Genomic DNA, 16313 nt, shown 5'->3' with positions numbered 1-16313 from the left:
TGCAGATGGGTTATCCTTTAGTAAAGGAGGTGCTTACAATGCACGCATGGGAAGCAATTCAGACCACTCTGGATTATATTGAGACACATATGGATGAGGCGCTGGAAATCGAGGCGCTGGCAGAGCAGGCGGCCTTATCGCCCTTTTACTACCAGCGGTTGTTCTCCCGGCTGGTAAAAAAGCCGGTGCGGGAGTACATAAGACTGCGGCGTCTGGCGCGGGCCAGCACTATGCTGAGGGAGGGGGATGCCCGTATTCTGGATATTGCTCTGGACTGCGGCTTTGGCAGCCACGAGGTTTTCAGCCGGACCTTTAAGGACGCCTATGGGCTGACGCCGGCCCAGTACCGGGAGCACCCAGTGGCACTGAACCAGTTTGACAAGCCGGATCTGCTGTTAAACTATGTGCTGATTGACGAGGGAGCCCCCCTCATCAGCGAGGGTCTGGTGCTGGAAATGAACCGCAGGCAGTTAAGTGAGCCTGTCCGGTTTATGGGCATCAGCGGTTACGTGCCCATCGACGGCCAGATGCCCCTGGGCGAGGCCACAGGTGTGGACATCCCCGGAGAAATCTGGGAGCGGTTCCATCGTGAAAAGAACCGGATACCACGGGCAGCCGACAGCCGGGAGGTGGGGGTGGCCTACATGGGTGACGCGCCCGAGGGCTGCTTTACCTATTTTACCGGCGCTGAGGTGGGTTCAGGCGCCGGAGCCGATGGGTTTATGACCTGGGAGCTGCCCGCCAGGGAATACGTGGTCTGCAGCTTTGAGGCCGAAAGCTTTGAGGAGCTGGTCACTGCTGCCCTCAACAAGGCGGTCAAATACAGTGCCCAATGGCTTGAGCACAAGGGCCTGACAATGGAGGCCTACTCGCCGGAGATCTATTATCAAAGGGAGCAGGCTGTGCCATACATGGAGCTGTGGATGCCGGCAGAGAAAAAGTAGAAAAAGGATGCCCCTGTGAAGGGAGCATCCTTTTTTAGTGGTTTAACCAAGGTTTCGTTTTCGGTAGAGAAGCAGTCCGGCCGCGCAGACTGCCAGAATCACAGCGGCCACCAGGATACCGGCGTTACCGCCTACGAAGCCGGTGGACGCGTTACCGCTGGCGCCAGGGCTGTCTGGTGTTACCGGATTTACGGGATCAACCGGCTTCTCCCTCTCCTCGCCGGGCTGGGTCAGGGTTTTGACACTGCGGTCCACGCTGAAGACGCGGTTATTTTCGGCATAGTTGGTTTCACCTAAAATGTAGAAGGCGTTTTGGTAGGCAGTGCCCACACCGTTGTATACCCGGCCGGTGTTCACGATTTTGCCCGTAGGCTCAAAGCCGCCCGTGTCAAAGTTCAGGGTATAGGTATCGGCAGTGACCTGACCGCTATCAGGATCGGTGACAACCGGACCGGAAAGGATCATGCCGCCATCGAGGGTGCCCCATGCGCCAGTGTAATTCTGGCTTTGGGCCAGGCCCTGCGGCAGAATTTTATCCCGGACCATAGAGCTCTGGCCGTTTTCAATTTTTTCGAGGCCGTCGACCATGCTGCCGTCCGCTGCGGTTCCGGCCGCCACATAGGCGCTGCCGTCCGCGGTGTAGGCGACTGCCGGAGAGATACGGGCAGCGGAGAGATCACCGGTCTTTTCAGCGTTCTGTCCCGCGATATCCACACGAATGATAGCAGTCTGGGCAGTTTCCGTTTCATTCACGGTTTTGCTGCCCCCCACAAGCAGTAGCTCATTGCCAGTGTTGAGGAGAGACGGTGAGGAGAGGTCTGCGATCAGCTCTGTGGTGAAGGAGCTCCATGCGTTGGTCTCGGGATCGTAAACGCTGATGCCGGCGCCCTGGAGTCCATCGCTGAAGAGGATAAGCCTGCCGTTCCAGGTGCAGGCGCTGTTGCTGGACGGGTAAATGCTTTCATCACTGTTCAGCCGGGTCCAGCCATTATTTTCAGTCTGGCCTGGGGTGTAGCGCCAGAGCTCAACAGTATTATCTTGGCTGAGGCCGGTGTAGTACAGGCTGCCGCCAAGGCCGGTGAGACTCCCAGAATAGGTGTCGTAAAAGCGCGCGTCATCGGGCAGGGGCAAGCGTTCGTAAAGGCTGCTGACCGCGCCCAGCTCAAAGGACTGATGGCCTGCGCCTTTTTCAGAGGTCACCTCAACGCGTTTGACGCCGGCTGTCATGCCCTGGGGCAGATTAGCCACAATGCTTTCATCCGATGAGGAGACCACCGCAGCGGTTATGCCGTCAATGGTGACGGTTGGGGCGCTGCCAAAGAAATATCCGCCGATGGACAGCTGGCTGTCCCCGGTGGGCACAGCGCTGTTGACAACCGGAACGGTGTTTTCCGCCAGAGCCCGGTCGACCTGGGCCAGCCCCTCTGAGACGCTTTTGCCCTTCTGGCTGTCAATTTTTTTAACACTGCCGATAACACGGGCCGCGGTTTTGGCTGCGTCCTTATCGTCAAAGTGTTTTGCCAGGATGGCAACCTCGCCGGTGACAGCCGGTGTGGCCATGGAGGTGCCGTTCATGTATTCGTAGGCGGCGGCGGTATCGCCGAGGCCTAGATTGTCAATATAGACATCGCCGGTACCCGTGCTTTTACCGTCAGGAAGCACCCGTATTGTGGCGATACGGATCTGGAAACTGCCATAATCGGTGTTGCTGGGCAGGGTGAAAATCGCCGCGCCCCAGCTGCCGGCCAGTGAGACAGATTGTGTGAGGGGCTGCCATTTTGGCGTGCCGTCCTCATTCAGTTCGGTGGTTTTAACGCTGGCCGAGGTAATAGCTGCCAGAATGGTCTGCTCTGCGGTGGAATCGGCGCGGAACATGTAGGAAAGGTATCGATATGGGGTAGCAGACAGGTCTGCGGGGCTGCTTTCGATGGTCCCCCGGATATCGGAGGCCGTTATCTTAAAGCTCTGGCTGCCCTCAAAGGCCATATCGCCAGAGTAGCTGGCAATGGTGCTGCTGTCGGGCTGAAAGGTTATTTTGGGTGCGGATTCATCTTCAAAGCCTTCCAGAAAGGGTGCAGTGACAAAACGCGGGTCAGCCTTACCCATGCTGGTGGGAATGGTAGAAAGGATGTCGACACCCGGGGCGGCCACGTCGGTGGTGGTGGCACCGTAATTGCTGAAGTCAGCCATATTGCCGTTGATATCGGTGGCGTTAACAGCGATCACATAGGGGTTGTCCCTCAGGGTGGAGACGGTTTTGGACGTGTTGTCGCAGTCGCTGCTTTCGTTGCCCGCTGCAAAAACGCTGACCACTCCCATATCGCCCAAGGCGGTGATTGCGCGGTCCAGGGCTTTACCGCTGGCACCGCCGCCCCAGGAATTGTTGATGGCGGTGACAGGAACGCCGTTTTCTACGGCTCTCTGGATGTAGGCATAGCCCTTGAGCGAATCTGAGCCCGCAAGGCTTCCTTTGTCGTTGGCAGACTTGACCGCCATAATCTGCGCGCCGCTGGTGGCGCCGCTCACACCCATGTTGTTCCAGGAGGCGGCGATGATGCCTGCGCAGTGGGTGCCGTGGCTGTTGTCGTCCATGGGATCTGCGCTGTCATAAGGCTGGCCGTTGGAGTTTACGGTGACAGCATTATAACCATATTGCCCGCCGCCGATGATGGCCTGGAGGCTGCTGTCAGCAGTCCACATGACGGATTTCAGATCCTTATGGTCATAATTTACACCCGAATCCAGCACAGCGACCACGGTACCGCTGGTGTCCACTGCGGGGTCCGGCGTACCGTCCGCTTTGTAGTGGTTCCAGCCATCAATGGTCATGCCGAAATCACCGTTTTTATCATAGGCCCACTGCATACTCGTAAGGTCTTTGGTGCCTTCGGAGACGGTGTATATGTAATTGGGCTCTGCGAATGCCACCGAGTCCAGCTTTTGAAGCTCGTCGATGAGCTCAGCAGTGCTCAGGGCGTCGGAGCGCACCAGCTTCAGGCTTTCAGCTGGACCAGCGCTGCGGCTGTAGGCGTTTGCGCTGCCGTCCAGAGCCATGAGGGTTTCGGCTCCGGCCAGCAGCGCAGGTTCAGCCGACCGGCCATAAAAGCCCGCGCCCTTTACGCAGACAATGGCCTCACCGGGGACGTAGTCGCCGGTAAGGGCGTCTGAGCTGCCGTTATCCCGGGCCAGGGCTGAGATCGGCAGGCTGCCGAGCAGGAGTAGAGCAGTGAGCAATAAAGCTAGTAATTTTTTCATCGTATTCTCCATATTTTGATTTGTTTGATGGGCCAAGTATAACATGTCTGCGGCCGATAGAGCAAGACATATGTAAAGAAAGCTTAAGACAAAAAAGAAAGAGGACTGCTGCAGCAGTCCTCTGAATTTGGTTTAACCAATGGGGAACATTTCCACGATTACGCGTTCCTCGTCAAAATCATGGAAGGTGAGACGGCGGTTTTCATATTCACATTCGCCGCGCTGGTTATCGTAGGGGTCGGCCCGCAGGTAGGTTTTCGGCGGGTCAAAGTCCAGCTGGAATTCGGAATTGGCGGCCATACGGAAGGGCTCCAGATTGCCGAAATAGAAATTCCAGCGGTTTTCGGCGCCGGCGCGGTAGGCGCTGCCCCCAAAGGAACAGTCGCAGTGCAGCCAGCCGTAAGGCGCGATGTAGAACATGGCCCAGTCGTGGTTGCCGATGCTGGCAGGATTGACATAGGAGCCGGACTGCCATTTGGCCGGGATACCCGCGCAGCGGCACAGGGTAATGAATAAAAGCGCCTGAATGCCGCAGTCACCCTTGAGCCCGGTGGCCATGTAGTCAGGTATGTTGGTGATGGTCAGGTACTCACGCACATAGGAGTAGTGCACCCGGGTGGTGATAAAGTCATAAATCTTGCGGGCCTTAACAAGCGGATTGGTTTCGCCGCCGGTCAGCTCCTCACACAGGGCGCGGATATAGGGTGAAAAGACAATGTGGGGCAGAAGCTCCTGGGTTTCAAAGTCCGGCTGCTCTGCGTCCACCTTTTCGGGGTCCAGCTTAACGTATTTCGCACGGTTTTCATAGGAATATTCAACGGTAAAGGTATCGCCTTCCTCCAGCGGCTTTTCGAAATAGACGGTGCGCTGGCCATAGGTTTCGTCTGCGATTTTGACCGGCTCTGGTGAGATGTTGATGAGTTTGATATTGCTGATCTGGTCGGCGTTCTGCGGAATGGGCAGGTAAACACGGATTAAGTTGCCCAGCTCTTCGGCTTCTTTTTTGATTTTAACCGTGTGGCGGATGTGGATGAAGTAGTTCTTTTCACCCTTTTCGATCATTTCATTGACCGTCTCGTCCAGAATTTCCACTGGGCTCACCTCAATGGTCTTCTGGTCTTCGTCCACTTCGATGTCTTTGTATTTCGGAACGGTTTTGGCAATGCTGGCCACAAACATATCCTGAAAATGGACGACGCCGTTCACATAAATCCAGTCGGCATAGCCGTCATCCTTGAGGGTTTCAAGGTCTTCTTTGGTAAAACCAGGCACTTTTTCCTGCATCATTTTAAGGGCCTCATCGTAGGGATAGGGGTATTGCATGGGCAGCTCGGCCAGTATGTCCAGCTCCAGCGTAAGCCGTTCGGCCAGTGCCTTTGGAATGGGGCGTGTCAGATATTTTTTAATGAGCTCTGCCGCTTTGTCAAAGTCTCCCCAGGCTTTGAGCAGGGCGATGTCCTCGGGCAGGTTTGTCTTAAGGGCTTGCATGTTGTTCATTTATTTCTCTCCTCCTTATGTCAGCGGTTTATTTTAAATTCTCTAAAACCTTCAGCAGGTAATCCCAGGTGCGGGCTGTCGATGAGATGGACAGGCGTTCCTCCGGGGTGTGGATATCGTGCATGTCTGGTCCGATGGATACGATGTCCAGCTCCGGCAGTTTGGCGGAGATCAGGCCGCATTCGAGGCCAGCGTGGATGGCTTCCACAGTCGGGGTCTTTCCGTACATTTCCTCAAAGGTTTTGCACATCATGTCCCGCAGGGCGGATTCCTTGCGGTATTCCCAGGCCGGATAGGAGGACGCTTCGGTGTAGGTGCCGCCCAGATATTCGGTAAAGGCCCGGACCTTGGCGCTCAGGGCTTCCTTGGCAGTGCCGATGGAGCTGCGCATGGCAAAGCTGACGAGGAAGTAATCCTCTTTGGTATACATAATCCCCAGGTTCAGCGAGGTTTCCACCAGTCCCTCGATGTCGAGGCTCATGGCCTGGACGCCGTTTGGTATCTGCATGAGCACAAAGATGGCGCGCTTCGCACAGGCTTCGTTAAAAACCATGAAATCGCCCTTTTCGAGGGCTTTCAGGCTCAGGGTAAGCTCTGGGTCCTTAGAGGCGTAATTCTTCTTATAGAGGACTTCCAGGGCTTTCAGGCGGTCGGTTACGACCTGTTCGTCGTTGGGGTCAATGACGATGGTGGCGGTTGCTTTTTTGGTGATGACGTTGTCCTTGGTGCCGCCGGTCAGGTCGATGATATCAAAGCTCAGGTCTTGGGCCAGGTCGTTCAGCAGAGTGCCCAGAAGCACGCTGGCGTTGGCGCCGTAGCGGTTGATCTCCTGTCCGGAGTGGCCGCCGTGCAGGCCGGATACGGCCAGCTCGCAGGAGAGGCCGCTTCTGGCGGTGCGCTTGACATCAAAGGTGCAGTTGGCGCGGACACCGCCGGCGCAGCCGGCCAGAATAATGCCCTCGTCCTCGGAATCGAGGTTGATCATATAAGCTGCGTCACTGACAGGAGCCAGATCAATGGCGTGTGCGCCCTCCATGCCCACTTCTTCCTCGGTAGTGAAGATCACGTAGAGCTTGGGGTGGGGCAGTGTGTTATCGTCCAGCAGTGCCAGACCGTAGGCCACTGCAATGCCGTCATCGCCACCTAAAGTGGTGCCGTCAGCGGTGATCCAGTCGCCTTCAATCATGAGTGCGAGGGGATCGGTTTTAAAGTCGTGGTCTGAGCCGTCAACCTTTTCGCAGACCATATCCAGATGACCCTGCAGGATCACGGGTTTGGCGTTTTCATAGCCTTCGCTGGCTTCTTTTATGATAATGACGTTATTGGCGTCGTCCTGATGGCAGGTGAGTCCCCGCTCCTCGGCGAAACGGACGCAATAATCCGAAATTCGTTTTGTGTCAAAGGAACCGTGCGGAATTTCACAGATTTCTTCAAAATAGTGAAAAACCGGTTGGGGTTCCAGGGTGTTTAGTACTTTATCCATAGTGGACCTCCCGATAATAATTTGTCTTGAACCAGAGAAAAACAGCCGCTGCTGATGCTTCGATAGAGTCAGATGATTGTTTGTGTTTTCATCTCCGTACAAGAATATATCATACACCATTTAGCGGGTTTAGTAAAGTGAGGAAGGCGGCAGAAGGTTTAAAAATACTCGAATAAGGTAATTAAGTAGTAGCCTTTTTGGGTAGAACAATATATAATTAAAGATACGAAGTTTTGGCTGTTGATAAGGGCTTTTGGCGGATGCTCTCCGCTCCTGGCCTTTTCTGTGGCCAAGGGAAAACAAGTTGATTCAATTAAAAGGAGAGAGTAAAATGTCAATTAACTATGTGGATGTTTACAATGCTTACGGCAGCGATCAGCCGGCGGACAAAAGAGAACAGTATCATATGAACTGTGCGGAGGTCCTGCTGCGCACCGGAAATTCGGAATATGAGCTTAACCTGCCCGAGGAAGCCTTTAAAATGATGCAGGGCTTCGGCGGCGGTTTTAACTCTGGCCGGACCTGCGGCGCGTTCTGTGGTGCATTGGCCACCTTAAGCGCCATGTACGGCGAGGAGCGCCCCAGCACTCAGGACAAAGCCAAGAAGGCGTCCAAGCTTTTAGTCGAAGAATTTGAAAAGGAATTTGGCAGTCTGGATTGCAGCTATATCAAGGAACATCACCGTGATGAGGTAAAGGCGTGCGATCCTGTAAAACAACGTGCAGCCGATGTTCTTGCGCGTGTCGTTGAAAAAATGAACGCGGAGGAATAGAGGCGGAAAGGAAACAGCGTGAATAAAGAAAACATGAGAGTGAAGGGCATCGAGCTTCTGGACCGCGCCTATGGCAAGTGGTGGATGATGCTCCTGGAGGGTATCTGTCTGGTGGTCATCTGTGGGATGACCCTCTTTGTGCCTGATGTAACCTTGTCTTTCCTCGTGATGGTCATTGGTATCTACCGTGTGGCCATGGGAGTTTTTTACCTGATTGTCGGCATTGCCAACCGGGTAGAGTACGGCGCCAGCAACGGCTTCAGTTTTGGGCGTGGCATTGTCGATATTTTAGTGGGGGCGGCCTTTTTGCTCTGGCCCGCCACTATCATATCCTTCTTTGTCGTGCTTGTGGGCATCTGGGCCATCATCACCGGCATTGTGCTGCTGGTCATGGGCGGAAGCTCTCTGGGCATGGGCCGGATTGTAAAAATTGTGCTCGGCGTGCTCCTGATCATTTTTGGTATTTTTACATTTATTAACCCTGTTGGGCAGGCAGTGTTCTTCATTGTCTTCCTTGGAATTGTGCTGGGGATTCTTGGGTTTTTCTTTATCATCCAGTCTTTTGGTATGAAAAAGAGCTATAAGGAGCTGAAAAAACTGAATGAAGGCTTCAAAGATTACGATGTGCATTAATTGAAAAGGTTGTATCTCTTTTTTACCCTTGAAACCATATAGAAATAAGGTTAAACTTATCCTAACAACTGTGTATCTTTAAGACATCAGGGTAAGATGAAATTATAAGAATTAAAGTGCAAAGGAGAAAAATTAAGTGAAAACAGTACAAATTAAAAACGACATTTACTGGGTCGGCGTCAACGACCATGAAACCTACCTGTTTGAGGGCATGTGGCCCATCGATCAGGACGGCGTGGCCTATAACGCCTATATCATCAACGACGACAAGGTCGCTGTTGTGGATACGGTAAAATCCTTTAAACAGGGCGAATATATCGAAAAGATCAAATCCATCATCGGTGACAAGAAGGTCGATTACCTCATCGTTAACCATATGGAACCGGACCACTCCAGTTCCATTGCGGATCTGCTGGCCGTTTATCCGGATATGCAGATCATCGGCAATAAAAAAACATTCCCGATCATGAAGAACTTCTACAATATTGATAAAAACATCCTGGAAGTCGCTGACGGCGATACCCTGGATCTGGGCCATCATGAGCTGCAGTTCTACATGACGCCAATGGTTCACTGGCCGGAATCCATGGTCACTTACGACGCAACCGACAAGGTTCTGTTCTCAATGGACGTGTTCGGCAGCTTTGGCAGCACCGACGGCAGTATTTTTGACGATGAAAATGATGTGGCCTCTTACGAGGATAACACCAGACGCTACTACGCCTGTATTGTGGGCAAGGTCAGCGGGCAGGCTCAGAAAGCGCTGCAGAAGCTGGGACCACTGGACATTCAGACCATCTGCCCGTCCCATGGCCTCATCTGGAGAAGCAATCCGGGCTATATTGTGGATTTCTACGACCGTATGAGCCGCTACGAAACCGAGGAAGGCGTCGTTATCGCCTATGGCACCATGTACGGTAATACGCTGCACTCCGCAGAGCTGCTGGCAGGCTACCTGAAGGACGCTGGCGTGAAGACTGTTAAATTATTCGATGTTTCCAAAACCGATATTTCCTACATTGTCAGCGATATGTGGAAATACAAAGGCCTGATTCTGGGCGCACCGGCTTATTACGGCCGCATTTTCCCTAAAATGGCCAACCTGTTATACAAGGTGGAAGAAATTGGCGTAAAGAACCACAAGGTGGGTTTCTTTACAGACTTTAGCTGGAGCAACGGGGCAGACCGTTATTTTAGCGCATTCATAGAAAAGGCAAAGGCCGATGTGGTTGGCGACATGGTCAATGTACAGGGCCTGGCAGACGCAGAAGACGAAGCGAAGCTCAAGGCATTGGCAGATGCCATGGCCGCCGCCATCAAATAAGACGTTCGCCAGCCTGACCGCACTGGGAGGAGGATAAAAATGAAAATAGTAGTAGGTATGTCCGGCGGGGTAGACTCTTCCGTCGCGGCCCTGCTTTTAAAGCAGCAAGGGTATGACGTCATTGGCGTTTTTATGAAAAACTGGGAGGAAAAAGACGAGAACGGAGTCTGCACCGCCACCGAGGATTACGAAGATGTCCAGCGTGTGTGTGAGACCATTGATATTCCCTATTACACGGTTAACTTTACCCGGGAATACTACGACCATGTTTTTGCCTATTTTCTCGATGAATACAAAAAAGGCCGTACTCCAAATCCCGATGTTCTGTGCAACAAGGAAATTAAGTTCAAACGATTTTTAGATTACGCTTTGGGGGTGGTCGGCGGCGATGTGCTCGCGACCGGCCACTATGCCCAGAAAGATGTGCATGAAGGTAAATTCAGGCTGATCCGCGCCTTTGACCACAACAAGGATCAGACCTATTTCCTCTGCCAGCTTGGCCAGCATCAGCTTGAAAATGTCATGTTCCCCATCGGACACCTCGACAAAAAGGAGGTCCGCGAGATTGCAGAAAAGAATCATCTCATCACCGCGGACAAAAAGGACAGCACGGGAATCTGCTTTATCGGGGAGCGCAACTTCACCAAATTCCTGAGCCAGTATCTGCCTGCCCAGCCTGGAGAAATCCGGGACCTCGACGGCAATATCAAGGGTAAGCACGAGGGCCTTATGTACTATACATTGGGCCAGCGCCGCGGCCTGGGTATTGGCGGACAGGGTACAGGCGAGCCCTGGTTTGTGGTGGAAAAGGACCTGAAGGACAATGTGCTTTACGTGGTTCAGGGTGAAAAGCATCCGGCGCTGTATTCCAGATCGCTGGAAGCCACAGATACCAGTTGGGTAGCCGGCGAAGCACCGGCCCGTGAGTTTGCCTGTACGGCCAAGTTCCGTTACCGCCAGCCTGATCAGGACGTCCATGTCACGGTGCGGGACGATGGCGGCCTGCATGTCGATTTCGACAAAGACCAGAAGGCAGTCACACCAGGTCAGGAGGTTGTCCTCTACGACGGCCAGGTATGCCTGGGCGGGGCGACCATTGACAGCATTGAAAAAATTTAATACAATACCATGCAAAAAGGGCGTATTCTCCATTTGATGGGGAACACGCTCTTTTTGTGTTTATGTTAAAGGCATGATACTTGAAAAATCAACCTCTCGGTTAAACGCGATGGCCTCCTGCCCGATGCGGTCAAGCTCTGCCTTGGGCACCCCCAGGAGCATCTCCCGGGAGGAGCTCAGGAAATTGGCCATCTCTGCGATGTTCACTGTGCCCAGGGCACCCTCCACATAGTCGATGACCATCTGTACCCGGCCGCCATAGCCAAACTTCTGCGCCATGTTGGCATAGGTGTCGTCCACAAAAATATGGTAGTCCTTGAGTGACTGATGGTAAACCTCTGTGATAAAATCGGCCAGCTCGCTGCCGCCGTAGTTGGTCGAATGGACAGACTGGGCCTGGGTGAATTCATAATAAAACCGCTTTGTGTTTTCCTCGGTCAGCAGGTTTTCATAGTATGGGATGCTGGCATAGAAGTGAAGCTCCAGGGCATTTAAGGGTTTGTCGGTATTTTCCAGCGTATGCTTATAGAGCCGTTCAAGAAAGATTTTCAGAATAGATGAGACAATCGCTTCCTTTTTTTTGAAATGGTAGGATAATGAGCCGAGAGCAATCCCTGTATCATCTGCTATGTCCTGCATTCTGGTTTTACTGTAACCGTCACAGTAAAAATGCTTTTTGGCATTTTCGATAATCTTTTCACGGGTGCTGCCGTTTTTCTTCTTCTCTGCCATTGTCATTTTGCTCCTTTAGTGCGTTTTGAATATTGTGGTGATATGCAATATTATAGCAGATAATCCTTAGACAAAAAATAAAAATACTTTAAATATTTACAAAACATAGTAAAACCTGAAAATCTTAAATTTTCCGATAAATTAACCGGAAAAACTTGACTTTTCAGGTTAAAGAAATTATAATTCAATTACAAGATGCTTATGTAAATGTTTTCCGGAAAAAATAAAAAGCATACTGTCCAGATGGTATTGGCATTAACATGTGTTTAGACATAAAAATCTTAAATAATATTGTAATAATTAAGATTTTTACTATGAAAGGGAGAGAAAAATGGCTGAAAAAATTAAACCCAGAGTTTCTCAGTTTATCGTAACGATATTTGGTTTATCAGAACTGACGGCTTTAATGGTAGCAAGCCTATCGACAAGCTATTACTCATACTTTATCACGAATGTTTTGATGGTTGCACCGGCTGTAATGGGGACAATCCTGATTTTTACCAGAGCTTTTGACATTGGTACCCTGCTGCTGTCCGGCGTTGTGGAGGAGCGGATGAACCCGAGATGGGGGAAATACCGTTCCTGGCTGCTGCTGATGTGCCCCTTGGCGGCGGTCATTGGTATTTTACAATATTCCAGCGCTGGCGGAACACAGACCGTCCAGCTCTGGATATCGGCAGTCTGCTATATTGTATTCTTTGCATTGTTTAATTTTGGGCGGACTGCGCAGCTGGCACTGCTCAACGCTCTGGGGGCAACGCCTGAGGACCGGGCGATGCTGTCTGCCAGAAAGGCTCAGTTCGCGGCAGTGGCAGGCATTGTGCTCAATTCAACCTTTATGCCGCTGGTACTGTGGTTTTCCGGCGAAACTAAGGATGCAACCTCTTTTGGTTTTCTGGCAGCGGTCGTTATTTTCCAGATCGTATACCTGATTCCTCAGATGGGGCTGTTTAAGGTCTCCAGGGAATATGACAAGCCAGAGGAAAAATCGGTGGCAGTCAGGAAAAAACTGTCGGCCAAAGAGATGGCTGAGCAGGTTTTTAAGAATCCGCCGCTTATGCTCATGCTGGTAGCGGAAACCTGTAAAACAGTGTGTAATACCCTGGTGCTGAGCATGGCAGTCTATTATTTCAGGGTGGTTGTCAATAATCTGGAATTTCAGCCAGTCTTTTCGACTGCGATCAGCATTGCGGGTTTTGTGGGCTCATTGATTGCCGGCCAGTTCATTGTAAAAAAGCTGGGGAAGAAAAACACCTATCTCATCGGCTTTGCCGCGCCAGCCATCGCGCTGGTATGCGCCCGGCTGTTTGGCGGTCAGAGTGATATCACCTTTATGGTAATCATGGTTATCGGCTGGTTCTTCTTTACCTTTATCGCGACACCTGGCCCTGCCATGTTTGCGGACTGCGTCGAATATGGAAAATTTAAAATCGGTAGGGAAGGGCGCGCTTTTATCATGTCGCTTTACACACTGCCCATCAAAATCGGTGTCCTGATCGCAGGCGGATTTTCGGGCTATCTTTTAGCCGCTGTCGGTTATTCGGCGGAGGCTGCGGTAACCCCGCAGGTGGTTTCAGGAATATTCAGTGCCATCACACTGGCGCCGGCCGCAGTACTGGCTGTCGGCTTCGTATGTATGCTTTTCTACAAGCTGACAGAAAAGCGTGTCCGGGAAATTATGGAAGTTAACCGTCAGAATGACGGAATTTAATGAAGCAAAAGGGAAATGGAGGAAAGACAGTTGGATGCGAATCAATTAAAACAGGAAAGACAAGCGGATTTAAAGGCAGTATATTCAGGCAAGGTGCCTAAAAGGGTGCCCATACATTTATCCTTTGCCTTTGAAGCGTCGGTTTCCTATGCCATTGATCAGGGCATTGTGGAAAAGGGGAAGAATCTCCGCAACATCTATTGGGAACCAGAAACCTGGTATGATATCTTTGACCGGGTCAATAACGACTTTTATTCCGATATACCGCTGGGGCCTGGAGCCATACGGTTACCGATTCTATACCAGATACTGGAGGCGAAATCCATTATCATGGGGGCCACAGGCGTCATGCAGCACCCAGAGGTGCACTCGCTGGAGCCTGAGGAGTACGATGCTTTTATTGAGGACCCTTTCTTTTATATGTCGGAAACACTGATGCCGAGGCTATACCCGGCGCTGGATACCACGCCCGGACGGCGGGCCATGGTTCTGGCACAGGCGGTCAAGGCCAACGCCGACCAGTTTGCCGTCATCGGGCAGATGATGGGCAAGATTGCTGCAAAATACGGCTATCCAGCCGCGCCTGGCGGCCGCTCCACAGCCCCCTTCGATTATCTGGCAGATTTTCTCAGGTCCTTCACAGGGATATCAAAGGATATGCGAAGGTACCCGGACAAGGTTGTGCAGGCCTGCGACGCGTTGGTACCCCTGATGCTGAGGGAAGGGGTCCCGAACCCGGACAGGCTGCCGCCGGATTACCGGGTGATGATCCCGCTGCACATGGGCAGCTTTATCAACGAAAAGCAGTTTGAAAAATTCTACTGGCCTTCCTTTAAAAAGCTGATGGATGGTCTGGTAGCGCCAGGAGCCGGTGTTGACCTGTTCGTGGAGGATAACTGGATGCGCCATATGGACTATCTCAAAACCTTTAACGGGTCGGTGAAAATGCAGTTTGAATATGGCGATCCAAAGCTGGTAAAGGAAAAGCTCAGCGGAACCCGCCATGTGATCACAGGCTTTTTCCCAATCTCCCTGCTGCAGTTCGGCAGTGCGCAGGAGGTTAAGGACAAGGCCAAAGAACTTATTGACATCCTGGCACCAGGCGGCGGCTATATCTTTGGATTCGACAAGGGGCTGTTCTCGCTGGAGGGTAATACCATTAAAAACCTGCATGTGTTGACCGACTTTGTCCGTGATTACGGTGTTTACAGATAAGGAGCAAAAAATGGACGATAAAAATCAAAGCTTTGAGACCAAAAATTATGTTAAATGGGATGATTATTTGAAAGAACACGATCATCTTTCAGATATTGAAAGGGCAAGCGATATCCAAAAATATGAGGACCTGGTATTCGCGCTGGTTCTCAGATTATTTAGATAGTGAAGGGGTCCCGGCAGTGTCTGCTTGCTGGGGCTTTTACCAGAAAGGCAAAAAAATGAAAAAGCGTATAACAGGAATTGTTTTGTCGGCCGCTGTTTTTATCGGATACCGATTTTTGCCAGTTCCCCAGGGATTGGAAATGTCTGGTATGCAGACCTTGGCGCTTCTTATTATTGCGATTCTTCTGTGGGTGACAGAGGCCATGCCTCTTGGGATTTCGAGTATCTTTGTTCTGGTACTCCCAATGTTTTTTGGACTGGCAACCATGAAGGATTTTCTGGTGGCCTTTCCCAACCCTACCCTGTTTTTCGTGCTGGCGACCTTTGGTCTGTCAGCGGCCATTTCCAAGGTACCCACAGCCAAACGCATTCTGCTCATTCTGCTGGAAAAGATGGGCAGTAAGGTTCACCTGTTTATTCTGGCCATGATGCTGGCTACAGCGCTCATTTCCTCCATCATGTCCAACATACCGGCAACGGTGATGTTCATGGGCTTGGCCATCAGCTTTCTGGAGCTTTACGATTCGGAGGAGGAGCGCAGGTGCACCGGCAGAGCCATCATGATCGCCCTGCCCATCGCGGGCATGATCGGCGGGACTATCACGCCAGCTGGCAGCTCCAACAATATTTTAGCCCTTGGCCTGCTGGAAGAGTACGCAGGGGTGACTGTGCGATTTGTGGACTGGATGGCGATCTGCATTCCAGTAGTCCTCATCATGCTGCCCCTGGCATGGCTGCTGATCATTAAAATTTTCAGACCTGCGCCGGTTCATCCAGATAAAATCAGGCAGTTCATTCTGGAGCTTAAGACCTTAGACAAGCCAGGCAGGGAAGAAAAAATGGTGGTGGCCATTCTGGTGGTAATGATCCTTCTCTGGGTTCTGAGCTCATGGATTCCGGCGCTCAATGTCACCCTGGTTTCCATCTGCGGTCTGGCGTTTATGTTTTTGCCTGGAATTGATATTTTGCACTGGAGGGATTTCAAGGATGAGGTGAGCTGGGATGTTATTCTGATGATCGGCTCTGTCCTCTGTATCGGAAATCTGATTCTGGAAAACGGGGTGGCTTCCTGGCTGGCGGACACCTTCTTCAGGGTAGACAATGGAACGAGCATTATCCTGCTCATTCTCCAGCTGGCTGTTTTCATGTATGTTATGCAGCTGGTGCTGCCCAATGCCCCGGCGGTCATCACCTCCACCACGCTGCCGGTTACCATTGTGGCGGAGGCGCTGGGAATAAATGCGGCGGTTCTGGTCATTCCACTCTGCATTTTTTCAAGCTGGACCATGATCCTGCCTCTGTCAGCAGTCCCGATGATGACCTATTCCAAGGGCTATTACAGTATGACGGATATCGGCAGGGCAGGTATTCCCATTCTGGTGATTCTCGCCATTGTGCTGGCGCTTTGGATTCCTTTCATCTGTGGTGTGCTCCTTTAATTTTATGAAAGGCAGTACAATTTT

Annotated in this window: 13 protein-coding genes; 9 read left to right on the top strand and 4 right to left on the bottom strand. The window is 51.8% G+C overall.

Going from position 1 to position 16313, the window contains the following annotated elements; all coding sequences use genetic code 11:
* The first annotated feature begins 38 nt into the window (after positions 1-38).
* The gene (locus tag CPZ25_RS07925) at positions 39-944 is read left to right on the top strand and encodes an AraC family transcriptional regulator (RefSeq protein ID WP_096920416.1); all 906 of its coding nucleotides are present in this window, start codon (positions 39-41) and stop codon (positions 942-944) included.
* A 42-nt stretch (positions 945-986) separates the two neighbouring features.
* On the opposite strand, the gene CPZ25_RS07920 is transcribed toward CPZ25_RS07925, so the two are convergent.
* The 3 genes from CPZ25_RS07920 to CPZ25_RS07910 all read right to left on the bottom strand — a co-directional run bounded on the left by CPZ25_RS07920 (position 987) and on the right by CPZ25_RS07910 (position 7179).
* Positions 987-4199 (bottom strand): S8 family serine peptidase, encoded by a 3213-nt coding sequence (locus CPZ25_RS07920; protein ID WP_167495190.1) that lies wholly within the window; start codon positions 4197-4199, stop codon positions 987-989.
* A gap of 132 nt (positions 4200-4331) precedes the next feature.
* On the bottom strand, positions 4332-5696 hold the full coding sequence (locus CPZ25_RS07915; RefSeq protein ID WP_096920418.1) for a transglutaminase-like domain-containing protein: 1365 nt from the start codon (positions 5694-5696) through the stop codon (positions 4332-4334).
* A 28-nt stretch (positions 5697-5724) separates the two neighbouring features.
* The gene (locus tag CPZ25_RS07910; protein ID WP_096920419.1) at positions 5725-7179 is read right to left on the bottom strand and encodes an aminoacyl-histidine dipeptidase; all 1455 of its coding nucleotides are present in this window, start codon (positions 7177-7179) and stop codon (positions 5725-5727) included.
* Positions 7180-7510: 331 nt separating this feature from the next.
* Between CPZ25_RS07910 and CPZ25_RS07905 the strand changes: the two genes are divergently transcribed.
* From CPZ25_RS07905 to mnmA, 4 genes are all read left to right on the top strand, one after another.
* Positions 7511-7951, top strand: a complete 441-nt coding sequence (locus CPZ25_RS07905; RefSeq protein ID WP_058693788.1) for a C-GCAxxG-C-C family protein — start codon at positions 7511-7513, stop codon at positions 7949-7951.
* A gap of 18 nt (positions 7952-7969) precedes the next feature.
* Positions 7970-8584 (top strand): HdeD family acid-resistance protein, encoded by a 615-nt coding sequence (locus CPZ25_RS07900; protein WP_096920420.1) that lies wholly within the window; start codon positions 7970-7972, stop codon positions 8582-8584.
* A gap of 136 nt (positions 8585-8720) precedes the next feature.
* Positions 8721-9908, top strand: coding sequence for an FprA family A-type flavoprotein (locus CPZ25_RS07895; protein ID WP_096920421.1), 1188 nt, complete (start codon positions 8721-8723; stop codon positions 9906-9908).
* 39 nt (positions 9909-9947) lie between these two features.
* Complete coding sequence (gene mnmA, locus CPZ25_RS07890; RefSeq protein ID WP_096920422.1) at positions 9948-11027, top strand: tRNA 2-thiouridine(34) synthase MnmA; 1080 nt, start codon at positions 9948-9950, stop codon at positions 11025-11027.
* A gap of 60 nt (positions 11028-11087) precedes the next feature.
* Here the strand turns inward: mnmA and CPZ25_RS07885 are convergent, their stop codons facing one another.
* Positions 11088-11759, bottom strand: a complete 672-nt coding sequence (locus CPZ25_RS07885; RefSeq protein ID WP_058693792.1) for a TetR/AcrR family transcriptional regulator — start codon at positions 11757-11759, stop codon at positions 11088-11090.
* Between the two features lie 331 nt (positions 11760-12090).
* Between CPZ25_RS07885 and CPZ25_RS07880 the strand changes: the two genes are divergently transcribed.
* The 4 genes from CPZ25_RS07880 to CPZ25_RS07870 are packed head-to-tail and all read left to right on the top strand — an operon-like array spanning position 12091 to position 16289.
* Positions 12091-13470 carry an MFS transporter gene (locus CPZ25_RS07880; protein WP_096920423.1) on the top strand — a complete coding sequence of 460 codons (1380 nt, stop codon included), beginning with the start codon at positions 12091-12093 and terminating at the stop codon, positions 13468-13470.
* A gap of 30 nt (positions 13471-13500) precedes the next feature.
* A complete protein-coding gene (locus CPZ25_RS07875; protein WP_243129364.1) occupies positions 13501-14685 on the top strand; it encodes a uroporphyrinogen decarboxylase family protein in 1185 nt (394 codons plus the stop codon).
* A 10-nt stretch (positions 14686-14695) separates the two neighbouring features.
* Entirely contained in the window at positions 14696-14851 is a 156-nt protein-coding gene (locus tag CPZ25_RS20405; protein WP_167495189.1) for a hypothetical protein, read from the top strand.
* A gap of 55 nt (positions 14852-14906) precedes the next feature.
* The gene (locus CPZ25_RS07870) at positions 14907-16289 is read left to right on the top strand and encodes an SLC13 family permease (protein ID WP_058696343.1); all 1383 of its coding nucleotides are present in this window, start codon (positions 14907-14909) and stop codon (positions 16287-16289) included.
* Positions 16290-16313: the final 24 nt, after the last annotated feature.

Origin of the sequence: Eubacterium maltosivorans, from assembly GCF_002441855.2 — a bacterium.
Taxonomy (GTDB): Bacteria; Bacillota; Clostridia; order Eubacteriales; family Eubacteriaceae; genus Eubacterium; species Eubacterium maltosivorans.
Note: the sequence above shows the minus strand (reverse complement) of the source record. Positions and strands in the feature narration are given on the sequence as shown.